The organism is Streptomyces sp. NPDC001828, assembly GCF_042892175.1.
GTDB lineage: Bacteria > Actinomycetota > Actinomycetes > Streptomycetales > Streptomycetaceae > Streptomyces.
Map to the genome: position 1 here is coordinate 96,663 of NZ_JBIATV010000018.1, position 19,684 is coordinate 116,346.

At 68.1% G+C, this 19,684-nt stretch carries 19 protein-coding genes and 1 pseudogene; 2 read left to right on the forward strand and 18 right to left on the reverse strand.

Annotation, left to right across the window (positions count from 1 at the left end; translation table 11 throughout):
• The first annotated feature begins 24 nt into the window (after positions 1 to 24).
• Both ACFYZA_RS36740 and ACFYZA_RS36745 read left to right on the forward strand, forming a co-directional pair.
• Positions 25 to 402: a hypothetical protein gene (locus ACFYZA_RS36740; RefSeq protein ID WP_388494731.1), complete on the forward strand. Its 378-nt coding sequence runs from the start codon at positions 25 to 27 to the stop codon at positions 400 to 402.
• Between the two features lie 3 nt (positions 403 to 405).
• On the forward strand, positions 406 to 1,407 hold the full coding sequence (locus ACFYZA_RS36745; RefSeq protein ID WP_388494732.1) for a hypothetical protein: 1,002 nt from the start codon (positions 406 to 408) through the stop codon (positions 1,405 to 1,407).
• A gap of 299 nt (positions 1,408 to 1,706) precedes the next feature.
• On the opposite strand, the gene ACFYZA_RS36750 is transcribed toward ACFYZA_RS36745, so the two are convergent.
• The 18 genes and pseudogenes from ACFYZA_RS36750 to ACFYZA_RS36835 form a co-directional block, all read right to left on the reverse strand.
• A complete protein-coding gene (locus tag ACFYZA_RS36750; protein ID WP_388494733.1) occupies positions 1,707 to 3,629 on the reverse strand; it encodes a hypothetical protein in 1,923 nt (640 codons plus the stop codon).
• Entirely contained in the window at positions 3,626 to 4,207 is a 582-nt protein-coding gene (locus ACFYZA_RS36755) for a hypothetical protein (protein ID WP_388494734.1), read from the reverse strand. Before ACFYZA_RS36755 ends, ACFYZA_RS36750 begins: the two co-directional genes overlap by 4 nt.
• Complete coding sequence (locus ACFYZA_RS36760; RefSeq protein ID WP_388494735.1) at positions 4,197 to 5,300, reverse strand: dsDNA nuclease domain-containing protein; 1,104 nt, start codon at positions 5,298 to 5,300, stop codon at positions 4,197 to 4,199. The genes ACFYZA_RS36755 and ACFYZA_RS36760 overlap by 11 nt, the downstream gene beginning before the upstream one ends.
• 320 nt (positions 5,301 to 5,620) lie before the next feature.
• Positions 5,621 to 5,833: pseudogene (locus ACFYZA_RS36765) on the reverse strand (helicase associated domain-containing protein); the annotation flags it as partial.
• 118 nt (positions 5,834 to 5,951) lie between these two features.
• Positions 5,952 to 6,683: a prepilin peptidase gene (locus ACFYZA_RS36770; protein WP_388494782.1), complete on the reverse strand. Its 732-nt coding sequence runs from the start codon at positions 6,681 to 6,683 to the stop codon at positions 5,952 to 5,954.
• 264 nt (positions 6,684 to 6,947) lie between these two features.
• Positions 6,948 to 10,250, reverse strand: coding sequence for a LysM peptidoglycan-binding domain-containing protein (locus tag ACFYZA_RS36775; protein WP_388494736.1), 3,303 nt, complete (start codon positions 10,248 to 10,250; stop codon positions 6,948 to 6,950).
• 9 nt (positions 10,251 to 10,259) lie between these two features.
• Complete coding sequence (locus ACFYZA_RS36780; RefSeq protein ID WP_388494737.1) at positions 10,260 to 10,709, reverse strand: hypothetical protein; 450 nt, start codon at positions 10,707 to 10,709, stop codon at positions 10,260 to 10,262.
• Positions 10,706 to 11,152, reverse strand: coding sequence for a TadE/TadG family type IV pilus assembly protein (locus ACFYZA_RS36785; RefSeq protein ID WP_388494738.1), 447 nt, complete (start codon positions 11,150 to 11,152; stop codon positions 10,706 to 10,708). The genes ACFYZA_RS36780 and ACFYZA_RS36785 overlap by 4 nt, the downstream gene beginning before the upstream one ends.
• Positions 11,152 to 11,505 (reverse strand): pilus assembly protein, encoded by a 354-nt coding sequence (locus tag ACFYZA_RS36790; protein ID WP_388494739.1) that lies wholly within the window; start codon positions 11,503 to 11,505, stop codon positions 11,152 to 11,154. Before ACFYZA_RS36790 ends, ACFYZA_RS36785 begins: the two co-directional genes overlap by 1 nt.
• A gap of 50 nt (positions 11,506 to 11,555) precedes the next feature.
• Positions 11,556 to 11,798 carry a hypothetical protein gene (locus ACFYZA_RS36795; RefSeq protein ID WP_388494740.1) on the reverse strand — a complete coding sequence of 81 codons (243 nt, stop codon included), beginning with the start codon at positions 11,796 to 11,798 and terminating at the stop codon, positions 11,556 to 11,558.
• A gap of 51 nt (positions 11,799 to 11,849) precedes the next feature.
• On the reverse strand, positions 11,850 to 12,734 hold the full coding sequence (locus ACFYZA_RS36800) for a hypothetical protein (RefSeq protein WP_388494741.1): 885 nt from the start codon (positions 12,732 to 12,734) through the stop codon (positions 11,850 to 11,852).
• Entirely contained in the window at positions 12,731 to 13,642 is a 912-nt protein-coding gene (locus ACFYZA_RS36805) for a type II secretion system F family protein (RefSeq protein WP_388494742.1), read from the reverse strand. Before ACFYZA_RS36805 ends, ACFYZA_RS36800 begins: the two co-directional genes overlap by 4 nt.
• Positions 13,639 to 15,120 (reverse strand): CpaF family protein, encoded by a 1,482-nt coding sequence (locus ACFYZA_RS36810; protein WP_388494743.1) that lies wholly within the window; start codon positions 15,118 to 15,120, stop codon positions 13,639 to 13,641. Before ACFYZA_RS36810 ends, ACFYZA_RS36805 begins: the two co-directional genes overlap by 4 nt.
• On the reverse strand, positions 15,110 to 15,955 hold the full coding sequence (locus ACFYZA_RS36815) for a hypothetical protein (RefSeq protein WP_388494744.1): 846 nt from the start codon (positions 15,953 to 15,955) through the stop codon (positions 15,110 to 15,112). Before ACFYZA_RS36815 ends, ACFYZA_RS36810 begins: the two co-directional genes overlap by 11 nt.
• Positions 15,955 to 16,662 (reverse strand): SAF domain-containing protein, encoded by a 708-nt coding sequence (locus ACFYZA_RS36820; RefSeq protein ID WP_388494745.1) that lies wholly within the window; start codon positions 16,660 to 16,662, stop codon positions 15,955 to 15,957. The genes ACFYZA_RS36815 and ACFYZA_RS36820 overlap by 1 nt, the downstream gene beginning before the upstream one ends.
• Before the next feature lie 25 nt (positions 16,663 to 16,687).
• Positions 16,688 to 17,158 (reverse strand): ATP/GTP-binding protein, encoded by a 471-nt coding sequence (locus ACFYZA_RS36825; RefSeq protein WP_388494746.1) that lies wholly within the window; start codon positions 17,156 to 17,158, stop codon positions 16,688 to 16,690.
• A gap of 413 nt (positions 17,159 to 17,571) precedes the next feature.
• A complete protein-coding gene (locus tag ACFYZA_RS36830) occupies positions 17,572 to 18,183 on the reverse strand; it encodes a hypothetical protein (protein WP_388494747.1) in 612 nt (203 codons plus the stop codon).
• Positions 18,184 to 18,761: 578 nt separating this feature from the next.
• Entirely contained in the window at positions 18,762 to 19,679 is a 918-nt protein-coding gene (locus ACFYZA_RS36835; RefSeq protein WP_388494783.1) for a replication-relaxation family protein, read from the reverse strand.
• Positions 19,680 to 19,684 lie beyond the last annotated feature (5 nt).

Here is a 19,684-nt window from a genome sequence, read left to right on the forward strand (position 1 = left end):
CGAGGCGCAGGGGAGGGCACTTTCGTGAGCATGATCCAACCGGTTGCCAACGGGTTACGCACCGATCACCCGGTCCCTGGACTGCCGTTCATCAATGATGAGCGGCTACTCCTGGACAATCCTGATGCGATCGAGCGGACCGGCCGTAATCAGGGTGAGGGCTTGTGGGGGCGCGCGGACCGGCTGCCTGGCGGGGGATGGGTGGCGTTCACCACCGAGACTAAGAACCGTGTCTTCGCCTGGGCGGTCCACCAACACCCTGAGCATGGGCGGACTGTCCTCCTGATCCGTGACAGAGACTTGAGTGGTCTGCACCACGAATGGATGTACGGGCACAACGGGTTCCTCTACCGGCATGGCGGTTACTGGTGGGACGGGGCCGACTGGTACCGGCCTCAGTAGATCGTGGACCGCGCCTACGAGGGATACGTAGCGCGGCCGGTGGCGGGCGCCGTCACCGCCCTCGACTTCCTGGCCCGACCGGCGACATCGCACACCGCGCGGGTGGAGAAGATCGCCCACTTCACTGCAGCGGAAGGACCGCTGCCTCACTGGCGGGAGCACCTCGCCCTGTGGGCCTCCCACCGCAAGCCCGCTTCCCGACTGCTCGACCAGTGCGTCGTCGACATCCAGGCACCAGAACTCGACCCCGGGCACTTCGTCGACCGCGCCGGCCTGGCGCAGATCGCCGAACTCACACCGAAGGACCTGCCGCATCCGAAGTACGGGCGCAGGGACTTGCCCCCGCCCCAGGCCGAGAGCGATGAGGGGCCACGCTGGTCCCGGCCGGTCGCCCGAGACTGGGCCGAGCAATACCACCGAGTCCACGGTCCGGAGAAGCTGCTCTCCGCCACAACAAGGTTCGGCACCGACCAGCCGCAGGGCCTGGTCGACGACCACAACCGCCTCACGACGATCATCATCGACAGCCTCCAAGACGCCACCGCAGACGGCAAGAAGAACCGCCTCTTCACCCGCAGCAGCACGCCGAATCACGAGGAGCAGGCAGCGCACCTGGCCTGGTGGCCGGCAGTCGCCATCAACGACGGCACCGACGGCTTCATCCCTATTGCTGCCGTCCGCACCACCATCGTCGAGGCGGTCCTCGGGGGATTCGCCCGGGACGTTGCCGACTCCGACGCACCCACGCCCGCCCTTCTGGGCGACATCCGCGGCGATGTCGTGCACCTCATCGACTGGTACATCCAGCGCGAACCCCAACACACCCCCGCACTCTTCGGCGAAATCTGTCTGGACGCCCGCATGCGCTTCGACCTCGACCCCAAAGACGTCGGAGACCTTCTACGACGCTCCCTCAACCTCGACAGCACAATCGACAGCCGCACCCTCAATGCCCTGCTTGACCTGGCGCTCCCGCCCTCCGCGCAATCCCGTGAAGGGCAGTGAACATGCCAGGTCGATACGAGGCCAGCGAGGTTGCTCACCCAGACGCCGGCAGCATTTCAGTTCAGGAAGCCAACTCGCTGTCTGGAGTGTTTGCGGCAGACCCGTTGCTGTATGCCAGCCGGCGTATACAGCCGGGCGAACGCTTCGATCCTGCTGTAGGGCATAGGGCGCCGTACGAGCTGCCGGTAGGCCGGGTCATGTTGTGCGGGAACGAAGACATCTGCGGCGAAGCCGTCTGCTCCTGATTCTGACATTGGCACATGCTTCTATCTCGTGGATTGGCAAGGTACATCGGCCGCTTACGGGGCGGCGTACACCCGCGGCATGGGGATCACCCGGGTGGTTTTCGAGTCTGCATGCGGCGGGTGTGCCTGGGTGCTGATGACTTGAGTGCCGGTGTCGCGAGCGGCCTGTGCGAGCTTGTGCAGCACGCGGCGCACGACGTTCTCGTCGATCCCCTGCTGGTACGGGTTATCGAGAAGGAGCAGGCCGGGAAAGGCGCATTCCTTGTCCAGGTCGCGATCAAGGAAGAGTGTCGCGTAGCTGTAGGCAAGGAAGAACAGCACCGTCGCTTCGGCTCCCAGGGCTTGGTCCCACGGGCGCGTACCGACGTAGAAGGTCAGGTCGGAGTGTCGGATGGACACGTCGCGGTCCAACCACGCGTCTCCCCGGAACTCCTCCAGGAACTTGTTCATCCGATCTGCGAACGCCGAGCACCGCACCACCGGCGATGCGCCCGCGTGCGCGGGTGGTGCAGGCTCGCTGCCGAGTTCGTTGACGACCTGCTGTGCGGCCGTCAGGGCCGCGCGCGCCTGGTCGCGGCGCTGAAAGATGGCTTCGATGGCCGGGAACGCCGTCAGCTTGTGCTCTAGCCGTGCGATTTGGGCGGCTAGTTCCTCCAGGGCGGTAACGAAGGGGGCGAGCTGCGCTGCCCGCTTGTCGTTTAACTGCTGGGCGAGATCGGCTTGGTTGCCCTGGAACTCCTCCTGCAGGGTTCGGGCTGCGCTGAGGTCGGCCAGGGTGCGAGTGACGACATCGTCTAGGTCGGTCAGCTCCGACTTCAGAGACCTGATCTCAACCTGTGCTCGCCGCTGCCGCTGGTCTTCATTGACGGGCTGGTAGCAGACGTAGCAGGAATCATGGGCGTGATATCGGGCTGGGTCGATGTCCTGCTCGCATGCGGGGCACAAACGGACTGGAAGGCTTCCGAAGATCCCAACGGACGCGCTCAGCCGCTCCATCCGGCCGATCTCGCCGCGCACGGTCTCAGCTGATCGACTGTGTTCCTCGTGAAGCTGCTCCAGTGCGGCGACATTGTCTGTGGCCAGCTTCAGGTCTCGGGTGATGCCGGCGTAGCGGGTGGTCAAGGAGGCGTCGTAGCCTGCGGGAAGGTTTGTGTCCGCTCTCTCTTCGTGAGTGGTGCTCTGAATCTGCATAGTCAGCTCTTGCTTGCGGCGGCGCGCGGCTTCGAGCGCCGCCGTGACGGTGCGCCGTGCTTCGGCAACCTGTGCCATGGAGCGGGTTGAGGGCAGCTGCATGCTGTCGCAGATCGCTGAGACGGCCTGACCGGTGCTCTGCTGCACCTCGCGGTCGACCGCTTCGGCCTCGTTCAGGCTGCGTGTGGCTTGCGCGAGATCGAACTGGCCCCTCGCATCGGTAGCACGAGGCCGAACGAATCCCAGGAGCTGGCTGGTGACCGCACGCCGGACGTACTCGTGCTCCTTGTTCGCGAAACTGATCCAGGATTTCTCGTTGCGGTGGATGTGCCGCAGGGTGTTGCGGAACGACAAAGGCGTCAGCCCTGGGGCAGTCGCCGGGTTGAGTCCAAGCGGGATGTGAACGTTCGGCCATCCCAGTACTTCGAGGATCCAGTCCGAGAACTCGGTTGCTGTGATCTCCTCGTTGTTGATGGTGACCTTGCCCATGGATCCGTGAGCCCAGGACCGGGAGAGCTCATAGGGCTGGCCGTCGATCCTGAGCTCCGTCGTGACAGCCGCATAGCCGTCGGCGACGGCAGCCCCCAGGGCCTTCGTCACGTTGTCGCGGTCGCCCAGGCAGTAGTCGATGACCCGCAAGGTCGTGGTCTTGGAGCTGTTGCGAACACCGTGGAGGATGTTGAGCATGCCGGAGGCGAAGTCGTACGCGTCGAATTCTCCACCCCCGCGGATGAGCCGCACCTTGGAGATGCGCAGGCCGCGCTCAAGGCTCGTGCCATGGGTCATGGGCGAATCTCTCGGTGGAATGGTGCGTCGCCGACCTCGTCTGGAAACATGTCGTAGATGAGGTTCTTCAAGTCGGTCCCCGACATCGCAGCGAGGTTGCCCTGCATGGCCTCGCACCGACGGACCAGAGGCTGGAACTGCTCCATCTCGGCCAGGCGAGCTGCGGCTGCCCTTCCGGAGGGACGCAGCTTCACCCGCTCCGGGTTGTGGCTGACCGTGATGGTGACCAGGTCGCGGGCAGTGAGGAAGAACAGGAACTGCCGGTAGCGGTGATCCCAGAGGCCGTACCGGTACCGCACCATCGGTGCCTCGACCTCTTGGGAGTCCGCTGCGACGAAGGCGTGACTCTGCCCTGCCGTCTGCGGGAGGAACGCGTGTGCACGTTCAAGAAACCCTGGGTACCGCAGGAAGAAGTCGAGCTTCGCGAACTTCGTTCGTCCTTCGATGTACGGGCCCGGCTTCTTGCCGCACAGGTGGATGAGTAGCAGGAGGCGGGAGGCGTGAAAGTCCACGGAGTCGTCCGGATCCCACGCCCTGTGCGGCGGCGGCACGACACGGCTGCCGATCTTATGAGGCATCTTCGTACCTGTTCTGGCAGCGCGCAGTGATGTCGCTCAGGACAGCGAGGGCCTGATGGAGCGGCACCTCATTCGACGCGACTTCGGGCAGGTTGCAGACGGCGAGGAAAGTCTCCCGGTAGGCCGGCTCTCCTGCTCCGATCAGCCCGCCGCGTCGCTGCATGGCGGTGACTTGGCAGATGGCGTAGATCTTGTCCGATAGATCGGCAAGGCGCTGCTTCTCGATGCCCAGACTGCCGCGCTGGTGCCGGCGGAACGCGAGCATGGCCTCATGCTGTCGATCAGCTTCTTCTGCCAGAACACCTGCTGGCCGAAGCTTCTCCTGGAGCGTCAAGAGCCGCTCCATCCCACCGTCGTGACGCTGCCCCGTGACCCGCTGAACTGCGTCCTCGAACAGGCCTTGGAAGTCCTCAGCGCTGTGTCGTACGGGCCGCAGTTCCGCGGCCTTCCGACCGATGTGAACTGATACCAGCCACTTCAGCACCTCATCCACCTCGGCGACCAAGGGTTCCTGGCCCAGGTAGCTCTTGACCATCGGGGTCAGGCGTCGCCGTGCTTCGTCTTCGACCTGATCGCTCGTGCGTGCCTCGATCAGTACGTCCAGGCGGTCGACGCACCAGCCGACGTCTCGCAGATCGGGCAGGCTGAGTCCGTCGAGCTTATCGATGATCTTCTGCCGCACCGTAGCACTCACGGGCGCCCTCGTCCCGCCACGCTCACAGGCGAACTCATACAGATCGGCTGCTGGCGTCTCGTTCACGATCAACGTGAACCGGGTGTCCTCAGGGAGTGGTTTTCCGATGAAAAGTTTCCCGAGATAGCTCGTCTCAGGCGTCCGGTTCTCACGGCTCTTGGTTGAGTCGGGCTGGCAGACTCGCGCAACGCTATGGCTCTTGCCGGGCCCTTCGACCGTTTTGACCTGTCTGTAGACGGGCACGGTGCCGCGGTAGCAAAGGATGTCTTCCAGGTCTTCCCAGGAGACCTCAGTCCAATGGCCGTCAAACATGTCAAGGCAGTCCAGGAGCGTGACCGCATCCTGGTACAGAAAGCCGCGCCGGCTTCGACGCCCCCCGTCAGCAGGCGCAAGCGACACCGGCGCTCCTGCTCCGCAGTTGACCGGCCTCAGCCGTTTCAACGGCGCAGGTTTCTGTTCGCACGGTCCCCCCAACGACGCTGTGGAGAATGAAGTAGATCACTCAGCGGATATGGATCGCAACGGTCCGTCTGAAGCAGGATGCGGCAGCTTGTCGTCCGCCGAGCTCCGTCTCCGCCGCCTCCACCCGGTCCCGAACTTCCTGCACCCCGGGGGTCGGACAGCACGGCCGAGGTGACATCCTCCGCCTCCGCGAAGGCCTTTGTTGAGGGCGTGCCGCCACACGGCGTCCTGCACCCGCTGTTCCTCCGCTGCGCTCATCACATCGCTCCTTCCGCGGTTGCCCACTCCAGGCCGAGGCGGGCGAGCGCGGCGAGCTTGTCGACGGTCAGCTTGGCCCGGCGGCTCTTGGAGTTGGACAGGAATACCCCGAGCTTGGCCTCCGTCTCGTCCGGCAACGGCTCTACGTGGGCCCTGGGGACCGTCACAGAGCCCGTACGGGCCTTGTACTGCGCCAGGGCCGCAACGCCCTTAACGCTGGGTGGGGTCCGTTGCATGATGGCAGCGGTTCGGTGGGTTGGTCGCGGTGTCGCGGGAGAGGTTTTCCCGCTGTTTCCGGTGAGCGGTCACCGTCCGTGCGGCGTGGGATTGTTATCGCGCGATCATCGCCGCCAGGCTGCCGCCGATCAGGAATGGGCCGTAGGGGATGGCGGTTTTCGGGTGGGCTTTGCGCAGGGCTATCAGTCCCAGGCCGTAGGCGGCGGCGAGGAGTTGGCCGGTGATGGCGCCGAGGGCGAGTGTGGGCCAGCCGTGCCAGCCGAGTATGGCGCCGAGCGTGACGGCGAGTTTGACGTCGCCGAATCCCAGGCTCCTGGGACTGATCAGGAACAGCATGAAGTATCCGCCCCCGAGGGCGAGAGCGCCGCTGAGTGCGGTCGGCCAGGATCCGCCTGCGTTCGGGAAGGGGACTGTGGTACCGAGCAGGGGCAGGGTGGCGGCTGTGAGGGGCAGGGTCAGGACATCGGGCAGCCGGTGCACGCTGGCGTCGACCCAAGCAAGCAGGACCAGGATCGGTGTGAGGAGCAGCCAGATGGCCAGCTCGGGACGGGGCCCTGTTCTGTAGGCCAGAACGCCGCACACCACGGCGGTGATCAGTGCGGCGACTGGGGTGGAGGGCCCGTACCAGCCCCGGGTGCCTAGGCGGTTCTGCTTCTCGGTGGAGCAAGGCTTGCAGTGGGGGAGTCCGAGCCATGCCTGGGCTGGGTGTCCGGCTGGGCAGCGCGACCGCCAGCTTTCGTTTGCGGGTACGGCCAGCTTGTACACGGCGCGTGGCAGAAGCAGACCGGCAAGAGCACCGTAGGCGGTGGAGAAGGTCACGAGCATGTGCACCGGCCGGCCTCGCGGGTTGCGCTGATGGCACAGGCGCCGCAGCTCCCGTGGGCAGCGGACCTGCGCAAGGCCTCGATATCTGGATCAGGGGTCGTTGGAAGACTGCGCAGGTCCTGGCCGGCCGGACGAGTACGGCGCACGCGCGACTGCGTACCGATGGTTCGGGCTGCGTACCCGCTCGCTGCGCACTGGCGCTCCCCACCGTCCGTCGAGGGCGCCAGCGTGCCGGCTTGTGGCCGCCGGACGTTCCCGGTTGTCCTAGAACCCCTGTGCACGCTGACCTGCTCCGAGAAGGCTGTCGATGAGGTGTTCGGTCTCGGGGTCCAGGGGGATGCGGTTGTGCCGGCTGATCTGCTGGACGCGGGTGGAGGCGGTGAGGAGGCCGGGGCGGTTTCCCGCGGCATGCTCGATGCGCAGCCACGCGCGATAAATGAGCTCTGCCCCCTCGTCCACTTCGAGTCCGGTGACGACTGCCTGCCGGGCGGCGGCGAGGTTGTGATGGGGGCCGGGGGCCAGTCGCCAGGTGGCGATGGTGTGGGCGACGTCGACGATCCGGGTGCTCATCTCCTGCTGGTGCGGCAGCGCCCAGGGCAGGGGGTTGTGGCCGAAGGGCCTGCCGCGGACCAGGCGGAGGGCGCGTTCCAGGTCACCCACGCAGGCGGGTCCGCCTGCCAGGGCCCGTTCGGCGAGCTGTGTGAACCGGGTCCAGTCGCAGCGCACGTGGGGGGAGAGGCCATAGGGGTCGTCGCGGGCGGTGCGGCGCGGTACGTAGGGGTTGCCGTGGGCGTCGTCGCCGAACCCCCGGCGGAGATCACCCAACCGGGAGTCGAGGGTCTTCTTCGACCAGGGGTTGAGGGGGTCCATTTCGACGCAGAGGGTGTCGGCGCTGCGGCCCGGCTTGAAGAACAGCAGGGCGGCGAGCTGGGCGGTGCGCGGGCCGTGGCCGGAGCTGGAGAGGCCGGCGACGTGTACGGGGCCAAGGACGCTGATCTCGGGCGCGTTCGGATCGCGGTCGCCTTCTTCGTCTTCCGCAGCCGGTGCGGCATTCACCGTGGAGGGAGCCGGATCGGATCCCGGCTCGGGGTCGGAGACGTCGGCGTTCTGGGGCCTGGCCGCCAAGGGTTCTAGGGGCACGAGGTGGAGGGCGGTGGGGTCGGTGCCGGCGCTCACCAGTGCGGGATACGCTCCGAGGCCGGTGGGGGCAGGGGCCTGCTGCGCGGCCTCGGTGTCCGGGGCGGCGGAGGGGGAGTCCGTCTCGGCAGACGCAGGTGTGGCGGGGTCGGGTTCGGTCGGCACGTTCTGCCAGGCACCTTCGGCGGGGGTGGGGGGCTGACCGGAGATCCGGAGTTCGGTTGCGATTTGCTGGAAGGCCTCGTCGTCGAGGCGCTGGAGCCGGATCGGCCCGAGGGTGTCCATCTCCTGGAGCTCGGAGGAGGAGGCGTCGAGGAGCTCGGCGTCGGGGAAGTGGTGTCTGGTTCGGGCGGCGGATGCGACCAGGGCCACCGGGAGGTCGCCGGATTTGTCGAGGGCTTCGGCGAGCTGCCAGGCGGTGTCGCTGTCCAGGTCTGTGGCACACAGCAGGAGGTAGGGCTGTGCGGCATCTTCGGCTTGTTGGTAGGCGGTGAGCATCCAGTCGCCGAGGTCGCGCATGGCGTGGGCGGGCTCGCGCTTGTGCGCGATGCGCGTGGTGGGCAGCAGGTGTGGCAGTTCGTCACCGAACCCGAGTGTCACGATCTCCACATGCTCGGCCCAGGGGCTCATCCCGAGTTCCAGCGCGATGGAGGTGCATGTTTCCCTGATGTGTTCCGCGGTCCCCTCCAGGAGGACAGCGCGCGAGTGGGCCAGGTTCAGGAGCACAACGCTGTTGTCTGCGGCGGCGCCGATGGTGGTCAGTAGCGGGTAGGGGGCCGCGACGGACGCGGCCTCGTCAGCGCTGAGCAGTGCCGCGCCGGTGGGCAGCGCCCACCAGCCGTCCGCTCCTTGCACGAAGGGGCGTTGGGGGGCGTGGTCCGTAGTGTCTGGCAGAACCTCGATGTCTTGTTCGCTGAGGCGGGCGGCCTGGATCACTGGGAGTGGGAGGTTGTCGGCCTGGGCGTGGTGGGCCAGGGTGCGTAGCGCGACGTCGAGTTCGTCGACGAGGGTGGGCGTGGCGGCTTGGGACAGTTGGGCTGCGGCTCGCGAGGTTTCCTCGGCGATGGCGATCGTTTCGCCGGGTGCGCGGCGCCGCTGTTGGAGGGTGCGGCGCAGCGTGAGGGCACCGGTGACGGCGGCGGCCAGGAGCGTGAGGGCTCCGGCCACGGTGGTGAGCTGGATGGGCTGGTGTGCTGCGGGGTCGGGCTGGGCGGCCGGGGGAGTTGCCGGGTTGGAGGGGCCCGTGGAGGGGGGCGAGGTGGCTGGACTGCTGGTGGAGGCAGTGGCAGGTGCTGGAGCGGAGGGGGCCTTCTGAGTTGGTGGGGTGGTCGGGACTGTGGGTGCGGCAGAAGGGGCCTGCGGCCGGGGGGTGTCGTGCGGCGGGACGGGGGCCGGCACGGCGGGAGCCGGGTTGTCTTTGGCGGGCGGTGCAGCAGTGTCCCCGGGGCCTCCGGGCGCGGCGGCCGCGGGGATGTCGAGGCTCCAGCCCACTTCGAGTTCGTCGGGGTGGGTCAGGGAACCGCCGGTGGGTTGGGACTTGTTCCGGTTCGCGTCGAAGATCTCCTGGTAGCGCGCGCCGTCGTGGTACTCGCGTTCAGCGATCGTCCAGAGACTGTCGCCGGCGCGGACGGTGTCGCGGTGCGGCGCGCCCGCCGGATTAGCGGGGGCAGTCTGCGCGGTCTGCGCGGTCTGGGTGTGGAGGGCGGGATCGAGTAGCGGCAAGTCGGCGGGCAACTCCAGGACCCAGCCGGGCTGGACGGGAGCGTTGGTGCGAAAGGTCGTGCCGTCGGCCATGGTGCGGCCCTCGTTCGCGGTGGCGATCTTGGTGTAGAGCTCGCCGTGGCCGGTGAGGTGTTCGGCGATGCTCCACAGGCTCTCCGCGGGACGCACCGCACGCACGGTGTAGGTGTACTGGGCCGTGGGCGCCTGGGAGGTGTCGGCGGTTGGTGCTGCGGAGGGTGCAGGCCCGGTGGAAGGTGCGGTGGCTGCGGGGGTGGCCTGGCCGGGTAGACGGGCGGCCGTGACGGCGTGCGCGGTGGCTGGGGCGGCCAGGGCGGTACTGGTGGGCAGCAGTACCAGGATGCTGCCCACCAGTGTGGCCGCGGCGCGCTGGCTCAGGTGCAGTCCTGGCAGTTGGGGCGTGGTGCGGCCCCTGAGCCGGGCTGGGATCTCCACGAGGAGCGAGATGACGAAGGACAGCCAGCCGGTCCAGCCGATGATGGCGACGGCCAGCAGTGCCACGCTGGTGGTGTCGGTGCGGGTGAACAGGTGACGCAGCCCGTCCAGACCGCCGGGTAGAAGCGCGGCGGTGGCCTGCCACAGCAGCCAGGGCAGGCCTGCGAGGAGGGCTGCCAGCGCAAGGAGCGCGGCCAGGGCGCGCAGGGCGGCGGACAGCGTGCGCTGACGGCGAACAGGGCGGGGGAGGGCCATGTGCAGTCCCTATCGGTCCGGTTGGGTGATGCCGTGGAGCAGGGTGGCCGAGCTGGTGGCGTGTACCAGGAATGTCTTGGGCCAGAACACGCCGGGGTAGCGGCCGGTGACGGTGACCGTGACGGTGCGCCCGCTGTCGGTGACGTGGACGACTCCGGTGTCTCCGGTCTTGGCGAGGTAGATCCGGGCGGCTGCCGGGGCGCCGGCGGGGTCGGCGACGAAGGCCTTGCCGGGGATCGCCTGAGCGGGGTCGATGGCCTGTTGGGCGGCACGTGCCGCCTCCACGGAGAGATCGTCGGCGTGCTGTTTGGCGCGCAGAACCCCGAACGCGTCGATGGTGAGCAGCCCGCACAACAGGAGGAGGGGTCCGATGACGAGGGCGACGAAGACCGGCACGGCGCCGCGGTCATCCCACCGGGAGGCTCCAGCCGGTGCGCGGCGCCGCAGGATGGGGTTCATGCGCGCCCCCGATAGGCGTCGACGATTGAGGTGAAGGTGGAGCGGACGGTGCGCATGCCGGGCCCGCCGCCGATGAGGACCAGGTCACCGATCGGCACGGTGCAGGACACGGTGACTGTCACCGTGGCCACCTGCCCGACCGGCACGGCAAGGCCCTCCACCTGAGCCTGGACATTGGTGTGGCCGCAGACCTGGCCACTGGAGGCGAGCGCGTCGGCGGCCGCGGTCTTGGCATCAGTGCCTGCGGCGGCGGGAGTTCGCGCCAGGGACGCGGTGCGGGCGGCGGCCTGGGCGGCAGCGTCCGTCTTCTGCCCGGCCAGGGAGAGACGGGCGCCGGCGACGAACAGCAGCACGAGCACGATCAGGACCGGGACGATGATGGCGGCTTCGACGGCGACGCTGCCCTCGTCCGCCGGGCGCCCTGGCCGGGGTGCAAGGGTCATCACGGTGCTCCCGCCGTGGTCCACCGTTCGATGGGCCCGGACACGGTGGCCTGGACATGGATCCCCGGTATGCCCGGAATCATCGACAGGGCCCGTGCATCGACGCGGACCCGCAGCCGCTCGGGTGTACTGCCGTCGGTGGAAACCGCCCGGTCGGTGAGCAGGCTGGAGCCCACATCGTCGAGTACGCGCTTCGCCTTGACTGCACCTTCGCCGGGGGTGGCACCGTACAGCCGCCCTGCTGCCACGCCGGCCCGGGCGGAGCTGTAGGCGACGTTACGGGCATAGGCCCACATGATTCCCTGCAGAAGGATGAGGATCAGGATGATCACGAAGGGGTAGATGACGGCCATCTGGATCGGGTTCGAGCCCCGGTCCGAACCCCAGGGCAGGCGGGATGCGTTCACTTGCCGTCGAGGTCCACGTTGTCCACCTTGGTGGACGCCTTCGTGCCGAGCGCGACCAGCGCCGCGACGATGCTGAGGGCGATGCCGATACCCGCAACCCACAACAGCACCGTCACGACCGGGTTGTCGCCGCGCTCACCGCGCTCGCTCATCTCCTCGTACACGTCAGCGATGTGGGCGCGAGCCTTGCCCGCCAGCAGCGACAGGCCGATGCTGGCCTTCAAGTAGGCGTCCTTCACGGCCTTTTCTCCTTACACGATGGGGAACGGCGGGCTGAGTTGGCCCTGCGTTCAGGACAGCGCGAACAGTTTCAGCACCACGGGGAAGCCGAGCAGGCACATGATGAGGACACACATCACGGCGCCGGGAATGTGCATCTTCTCGCTGTCGGCGTTTGCCTTGGCCACGGCCGTGGCCAGTTGCTCATCGCGGGTGCTCTTGGCACGGGCCCGGACGGGTGCGTAGATGGAGGCGCCGTCCTTGCCGGACATCTGGGCGAAGTCCGCGACGTCCCGCAGGACGGGGATCCTCAGCTGGGCACCGAGGCCCTCGAGGACCTGCCAGGCAGAGGCCCTCTCCATCCGGGCGCGCAGCAGGGCTTCCTGCAGACGCACGAACGACCAGCTGCTGCCCACCCGGGCTGCTTCCTCCAGAGCCTGGTCGACGGCGATGTTGGAGGCCAGGCGCAGGGCGACCAGCTCAAGGTAGACGGTGACGGCGTGGGTGAACTCCTCCCGTGCGCGGCCCGCATCGCGGCGCACCATGAGGTCGGGCACGAACCACAGGACGAAGGCGGCCAGCACGCCGGCCACCGCGGGCACGAACAGGGGCAGCGTGATGCCGAGCAGGATCCACGCTGCGCTCAGCACGCATGGCAGGACCAGCCCGACGAAGGCGAGCAGCACCTTGTTCAGCAGGAACTGTTCGACCGGCTGGTTCAGCAGGTCCAGGTCGGCCCGGGGGAGCGGCGCCGGGATCCGGGCCACCAGCCACGCGCCCATGACGTTGTCCGCACGCCGTTCGGGCAGGGCGGTTCCGGCCGTGGGGGCGGGTGGGCTGAGGCGCTTGAGGGCCGGACCCAACTTGGGCGGCGCGGGGGCGAGTTCCCGCACCACCAGGGCCAGGCCCGCGCCGATCAGGCAGCCGAAGAGCACCACGACCACTGTGGTCGTCACCGTGAGGCCTCCACCCGGACAGCGGCCTTGACGGGGCTGCGCGCGTCCGGAACCAGGACCCGGGCGGTGCGGCCGCGGGTGGCGTAACTGCGCGACCACACCAGCACGGCGACGAACGCCGCCGAGAGCAGCCCCAGGACCAGCTGGCCGAGCAGCGTGGTGAAGACATTGGTGATCTGGGGGACGGTGAAGCCCAGCGGCACCAGAGCCAGGGTGATGAAGGTGAGCGTGCGCACGACGGTGCGGGACTTCTCCCGCTCCGCCTCAATTTTCTGACGCGCACTCACCTCGTCCCGCAGGGAAGCGGACATGTCCTGCATCGCCTGCGCGAGCCCCGGCCCTGGGTCGGTGACCGACAGCCTCAGCGCGGCACACACCTTGTCCGCGGTCGGGTCATCCAGCGCGTGCCCGAAGTCGTCCACCGCCTCACCGAGGGGCCACCCGGCATCCACCTTGTCCACCAGCTCCTCGATCTCCAACTCCAGTGCCTGGGGGGCATGACGGCGGCTGGTCTTCAACGCCTGCTCGATCGCGACGCCCAGGCGCAGTACCTCCGCCAGGCGCTGCGTCCACTCGGCGAGCGCATCCCGCTTGGCCATCCGCTCCTTGGTCGCCGCCACCGGCGCGGTCAGCCACGGCACGCCCACCACCGCGGCCGCCGCGATCAACGCGACCACGAGCACCCCGCTCACCAGCCACACCGCGACCCCGGCCACCAGCGCCGCGCCGAACAAGGCACGCCGGCGGGCCGCTGTGCGGGACGTGCGCCCCGACCGGGACCGCTGGCGCCAACCAACCAAGAATCCGGGCCCCTTGGGCGTAGTCGTACCGGCCAGCCCGGCCACCAGGGCGACGAGACCGCCGCCGAGCAGCGCCCCGGACAGCGCCCACCACCATCCGGTGATCATGCGCCCACCTCGTGCGGCCAGCCAGAAGGCTGCGCCACCAGGTCCGCGCGCAGGCCGGCGGCCTCCAGCTTCTGCCGGTTGCGGACCGACAGCGAGGCGTAGGGCACTGCCCGCTGGTCCCACTCGCTGGCCGGCCGGTAGATCTCGTTGTAGGTGGGGCGGCCGTCCGGACCCACGGGCTTGATCTCCCAGATGTGAGAGACGAAGCGCCGCTTGACGGGCCCGGATTCATCGACCGACAAGAACACCACGAAGTGCAGACCGTTGGCGATCTGACGGTAGGCCAGCTCTGGGGTGAAGTTTGACTGTGCCAGCAGGTACAGCTCCGCGATCCGGTCGAAGATCGCTTCAGGCTCGGAGGCATGGATGGTGCACATGTTGCCGGGCCTGTCCGACGTCATCGCCTGCATCATCGCGGTGATCTCCGGGCCACGGACCTCTCCGACCACGACGCGGGTCAGCGACATGCGCTTCGCGCTCTTGAGCAAGTCCAGCAGCGTGATCTCGCCCGCCGCCCGGCCATCCACCCGCTCGCCGTTCGACGCGCGGGCTTCCATCGGCACCACATGCTGGTGATAGCCGTTCTTGTGGGCCCACAGCTCGAACGTCGTCTCGAGGGTGCCGAACCGCTCATGGGCAGGGATCTCCCGCAGCGTCGCCCGCAGCATCGATGTCTTTCCCGCGGACTGCTCCCCGGCGAACATGATGTTGCGCCGCGCCCGGACACAGGCCCGCAGGAAGTCGGCCATGTGCTCGTCGAGGGCGCCCAGGCGGACCATCATGTCCAAGTCGGCGTGCTGGATGCGGTGACGGCGGATGGTGATGTGCGTGAACTCGCCAGTCACCTGCGGGCCCAGGGCCTGGACGCGGGAGCCGTCCTTGAGCCGCAGCTCGACATCCGGGCTGAACGTCGAAAACGTCCGGCCGCTCTGCCCACTGGCCCGGATCAAGTCTCTGACGAGCTCTTGCAGTTCTTCCTCGGAATCGGCGACCGGTGCGACCTGGACCGCTTCCGCATCGTCGCTGTACTTGAGGAACACCCGGTGCGGGCCCTCGATCCAGATGTCCTCCACCAGATCGTCGTCCAGATAGCGCTGCAGCCGCCCGGCCCGAAAGCACATGTCGAAGGCGAGCGCGGCCACCTCCCCCTCCTCGACCGCTGAACATCCGCCGCCGCGGCCGGTTGCGTCCGACCAGATCGCCACCTGCTCATTGATCAGCGCGCGGCCACGCTGCTCTTCCGCTTCCCCGGTCAGCGACGGGGCGTTCTTCTTCTCTTTCAGCAGCTGTTCAACGACGATCCGCTTGATCTCCTGCGCCGCCCGGTAGTCGATCCGCACCTGCGGGACCGCTCCCTGGCCCACCATGCGCGGCAGGGCTGCGCCCGCCGGCCCGCCGGACCGGGTTGACGTTCCGGCCGGGGCCACTGGCCGACGCGAGGGGTAGAGCTCGCCGTTGTAGACCGGTTCAGCGTGCATCGGCGCCTCCCATCATTCGCTGGTGCAGGGGCGAGGCGACCCGGGCGCGCTGGCTGGCCACCCGCTGCCGGATCGGGGTCGAGGCGTCCAGGACGGCCCGCATCAGCCTGCTCTCACGGAACCGCTTGTTCTCCGCGGCGCCATCGGACAGCACGGCGGCCTCCTGCGGCCGAAACGGCAGGCTCGCCACCACCGGTACCTGCAAGTGGTCCTCCACCTCACGTGCCGCGTAGGGCCCCTCGGTAATCAGCAGGACTCCCAAACGTCCGGAGCGCCGGCCCTCGCCGTCCAGCAGCGAAGTGAGCATCCTGGCGCGTGCGGAGGCCATGTGCAGGCTGCGCAAGGTACTGCGCATCACCAGCAGCACCAGGTCAGCCCGCTGGGCCAGGACGCGGGCCGGACCGAAGGCTCCGTTGCGCCCGAGGTCGAGCAGCACGTCGTGACCGTGCTGCTCGATGCGGTCGATCCCCACGAACAGATCCGCGATGGCCCCCCACTCCGGTGCGAGCCCGGCGGCCTCCGAGGGACTGGTCAGGCCGGGCAGCAGCATCCTGGCAGGGTCATCACGCCGGTCCTCGTCGGAAATCCGCACGAGCTGGGTCCAGAAAGCATCCTGCAGGCTGACCGTGCGGCGGGAGGCCGCCAGATTATGAAGACCACGGTCGGCTGTCAGCCTGCTCTGCAACGCTCCCGCCAGCACGGCGCCCCCGTCCGGGCAGCACTCGGCCAGCAGCACCCGCCGGCCGTGCTCCACTGGCCACATCCGCAGCAGCGCCAGTGCCGTTGACGTCACCCCGGGTGCCCCCGGAACCCCCACCAGAGCGATCACGGCCATCAGGAACCGGCCCCGCTCGCCGCCTTCACAGCCAGCGCGACATTCCCGGCCGCAGCCTGAGCTGCCAGCCGCGGTCCGTCCGCCGACTTGACCGCTACGTCGATTACTTGCTGGCCTGTGCTGTCCTGCTTGGCGCCCACACGGACGATCCGCGCATCCACGGTGACAGGCCCGCCGTCCTGGCCCGGCCTGCCGTTCTTCCCCGAGGCTGTGACCGTACTGTCGCCGGTGAACACGACCTGGACCTGATCCTCCGGTTTCAACGGAGAGTCCGGCAACTGCCCCGGCTTCAGGTTCAGCCCGACCAACTGCTCATCCTGGTGCACGAGTGTCCGGCTGGTGATCTGACCTGGAGCCAGCAGCGCACCGGGCAGTAGCGCGACAGCGGCGCGCTTGCCGACTACCTGCGTGCGCTGCCCGGTCCCAATCGCCTTGAGCGCAGGATCCAGCGCCACCGAAGCCTCCGCCAGGTCCGCGTCCTGGATCACCGTGCCTGCTGCCACATCCCGGGCCACCACCAGGACGGGGGTGCGCTGGCCATTCTGCGTCCAGTACCAGTAGTTGCCCACCGCTCCGGCTGCGATCAGTGCCGCAGCCAGGGCGAGCACCCCCGGACGCCGGCGTCGTGCCTGCCACCGCAGGGACGGCGGGCCAGGCTGTGCCGGAATCTGATCCGCCACTGAGGCGGGCGCTGCCGTCTTGCTCACGCTGTCACGCCTTTCGCTCTCATGCTCAATTGCCGACGGCCTGGAGTTCCCCGACTCCGATCTGAGTCTGGGACTGTCGGATCTCCGTGAACTGGCCCGTGTCCCGGGCGCCGGCCGTGACCGTCCAGTCGACCTGCCATGTCGCCGTGGCCGTCAGCGCGAACCTCTGACCGGACTGCCCCGCCGAGGACTTCGCGAACGTGTGACCACACGTCGGCGACGGCTTCATACCGGACGACGCCTGGTACACGGTGCCGGGCCCATTGCAGATCAGAGTGGCGCCGTCGCCGAACTGCCACGTGATGGAGGCGACCTTGGCCCTAGCAGACACCGCTACCGCGCCTTCGGAGGCCGTGGCGGTGTTCGGGCCGAAGGTGGTGGGGGACTGGTTCACCCACAACCACATCGGCACCCCGACCGCGTAGGTGCGCTCCGAGTGAGGGCTGGCGATGTCCGGCCCTACGAGCTTCATCGAGTCGACAGCACGATGGGCCACGACTTCTGGATCGACAGGGGATGTCGCTGGGCCACCATCTGGGATCCACTGCAGCGACAGCCTGTCAGTGTCTGGGCAGAACACCTGGAACACTGCACCCTTGGTTGTCTGGCCGTCCCAACCAATTCCGGTTCCGGAGTTGACAGACTCCGGTGGCGGCTGCGGTTCCAGCTTCGTGTAGGTGCATGGCGATGGAGCGCTGCCCCCATGGGCGCTTGATGAGGCAGACGCCCGTTGAGCGCTTCCTCCTGGAGCTGATGGAAATCGGTGTGTGTCCAGGGCGCACGTTGTCACTGCCATCCATTGCCCCCGGCAATTGGGGTCGTTGCCGATGGGATCCTCGGCCGCCAGCGCGACAGCGGTGAGCGCCCAGGCCAGCAGCATCGCAATAGGTGTCGCTCTGAGGAGCCTTCTCAGCACCTTCGGCTCCCGGTGGGAATGAACTTGGTGATCATCCAGCCTGACGGCCATTTCTCAGCTGTGGCTGTGGCGATGTATCGCATGGGTTGTGCGGTCGGGTACGGGATCACCTTGTTGCCAGCCCGGGTGTCAATAGTCTGCGACTCGGAGAGATCCATGCAGTCGCTGAGCTCCGCCGTCGGAGTCTGCGTCGTGAGATTGAGAGAGGTCACTACAGGCGTGTGGCCGAGCTCTCCCATCACCGCAGTGCCGGCCTTCTTCATCTGTGCCAGGTCGATGCGGAACTTGCCCAGTGCATCCAGCGAGGCGTACTTCTCGAGTTCGGTACCTGCCGCATCCGCTTTGCGATATGCCTTCATCTGTTCCACCCACATCGCGTTGTACGACGCGAGGACGGCCGCTTTCTCGGCGGCATCCGCGGACGGGGTCTGCGGTGTCTGGCGGGGCGCGGTCGACGGTGTGACGGCAGTGGTGGGGTTCTTGTCCCCGCTCTGGTCGGTCTTGTTGTCGCTGCAGGCGCTCAGCAGGACCAAGGCTGCGGCTGAGGCGGCGGCGGCCCGCCGGCGCAGGGCCGTGTGACGGTGACGTCGTGGTGCGAGGATCAACTGGTCCTCCCCGTAAGGTTCTTTGGGATCCACTGGGGTTCTGGCGCTGGGCTCGGAGCGTGAGTCAAGGCGATTCCGTTTTTGCTGTTGACGGCACCGTAGCGCCACTCTCCGTAGATGAGCCAAGTGCTATGCGTATGGACGTGGGGTGCGTTTGTGCATGTTCGTGCCGATTTCCGCGCAGGTCGTGTGGTCGAAACTGTCGTGATGAGGCCGAAACCCTTCACTGTCCCTGCTGTTGTCGGCGTCACGGTCCGTGATGGTGGGTTTGCGTGTGGAATCTGATGCATATGCGCCAAGTCCCTGTTCTGTGGCACGAGTGGCGTTGGTTGCGGAGCCGGGCCGGCTTGGTGAGGGTGGCCGGAACGCCCGAACCCTCATCCTCTATGGGGAGAGGTGGAGTGGGCTTGTGTGAGAGATCCGGCCAACCTTGGTTCCGTGGGGCTGCTGGAGCGGCCGCACATTGACGCCGCCGGGGAAGCCGGGTCTCACTGCCGGGGCAGCGTGGAGACGCGAGCGTTGTTCGCCGGGTTTCTCGCGTAGTTGAGGCGGTAGGGCGGGTTCAGTGGCTGGCACTTTCACAGTTCGGTCCAGGAGCGGCGTTCGCCCTGTCCGTTGAGAGGGGTCCAGAGGGGTCCGGTGGGGCCGTGCTGTTCGATGTCGTGCAGGACGGCGGCGCCGAGTGGCACCGTGCGTGCGAGGTGAGCGACGGCTGGGTGTTCGGCGGTCATGGCTTGGAGGTCTTCGATGCGGTGGGTGAGGGTGACGGGGCTGGCGCCGGTGAGGATGAACAGGACGCGGGGGAAGACGGGGTACCAGCGCTGCCAGGCCGGGCCGGAGTTCGTCTGGGAGGCGCGGCGTCCGGGCGGGGCGGGGGTGTAGGTGTGCAGGCGGGCATAGTCGATGAGCTTGGTGGCCAGGCGCTCGCTGCTGGTGGTGGCGCGGTCGACCTCAACCAGGGCCCGGAACTTGGTGCGGCTGCCGTCGTCGTTGTGCCGGACGTAGTACATCAGCGCGTCCGCGATGACACGCTCACTGTCCCCGAGCGCGTGGGCGACCTCGGGGGTCCAGTCGAGGTGGCCGTGTTCGTCGCCGCGCCGTCGCGCGTCAGCTACGAAGGCCAGGTGGGAGCGGACCACAGTCAGGACGTGCGGCGTCTTCAGGGAGGCGGCTGAGGCCGACGTGAGGGGGTACGGGGGGCGGCCGCGTAGCTGGGGCCAGTCGCGGGTGATGCGGGCCCCGTCCGGGGTGAGGTACCAGGCGCGTTTGCCGTGCGAGTGGGGCAGGGCCGTGTAGCCGATCAGCCCTTGCTTGTGGAGCCGGTTCAGCGGTCGGGAGATGGTCTGGCGGGCCGCCTGCGGGCGCAGCAGGTCCTGGAGTTGCTGCGTGGTGGCCATGCGGTGCTGGGCCACGGCCGCGAGCAGCTGGTGGGGCAGGGGCTCGTGGGGGCTGGGCGTGAAGGGACGCGCGGTCGGCTGGTCGGAGGTAGGCGGCAGGTGGG

Excerpts from the sequence above, each read along its gene's own strand:
- ACFYZA_RS36775 (WP_388494736.1), bottom strand. The coding sequence starts at position 10,250 with ATGGCCCTCCCCCGCCCTGTTCGCCGTCAGCGCACGCTGTCCGCCGCC.
- ACFYZA_RS36815 (WP_388494744.1), bottom strand. The coding sequence starts at position 15,955 with ATGGCCGTGATCGCTCTGGTGGGGGTTCCGGGGGCACCCGGGGTGACG.
- ACFYZA_RS36805 (WP_388494742.1), bottom strand. The coding sequence starts at position 13,642 with ATGATCACCGGATGGTGGTGGGCGCTGTCCGGGGCGCTGCTCGGCGGC.
- ACFYZA_RS36790 (WP_388494739.1), bottom strand. The coding sequence starts at position 11,505 with ATGGCCGTCATCTACCCCTTCGTGATCATCCTGATCCTCATCCTTCTG.
- ACFYZA_RS36755 (WP_388494734.1), bottom strand. The coding sequence starts at position 4,207 with ATGCCTCATAAGATCGGCAGCCGTGTCGTGCCGCCGCCGCACAGGGCG.
- ACFYZA_RS36750 (WP_388494733.1), bottom strand. The coding sequence starts at position 3,629 with ATGACCCATGGCACGAGCCTTGAGCGCGGCCTGCGCATCTCCAAGGTG.
- ACFYZA_RS36770 (WP_388494782.1), bottom strand. The coding sequence starts at position 6,683 with ATGCTCGTGACCTTCTCCACCGCCTACGGTGCTCTTGCCGGTCTGCTT.
- ACFYZA_RS36810 (WP_388494743.1), bottom strand. The coding sequence starts at position 15,120 with ATGCACGCTGAACCGGTCTACAACGGCGAGCTCTACCCCTCGCGTCGG.
- ACFYZA_RS36780 (WP_388494737.1), bottom strand. The coding sequence starts at position 10,709 with ATGAACCCCATCCTGCGGCGCCGCGCACCGGCTGGAGCCTCCCGGTGG.
- ACFYZA_RS36785 (WP_388494738.1), bottom strand. The coding sequence starts at position 11,152 with ATGACCCTTGCACCCCGGCCAGGGCGCCCGGCGGACGAGGGCAGCGTC.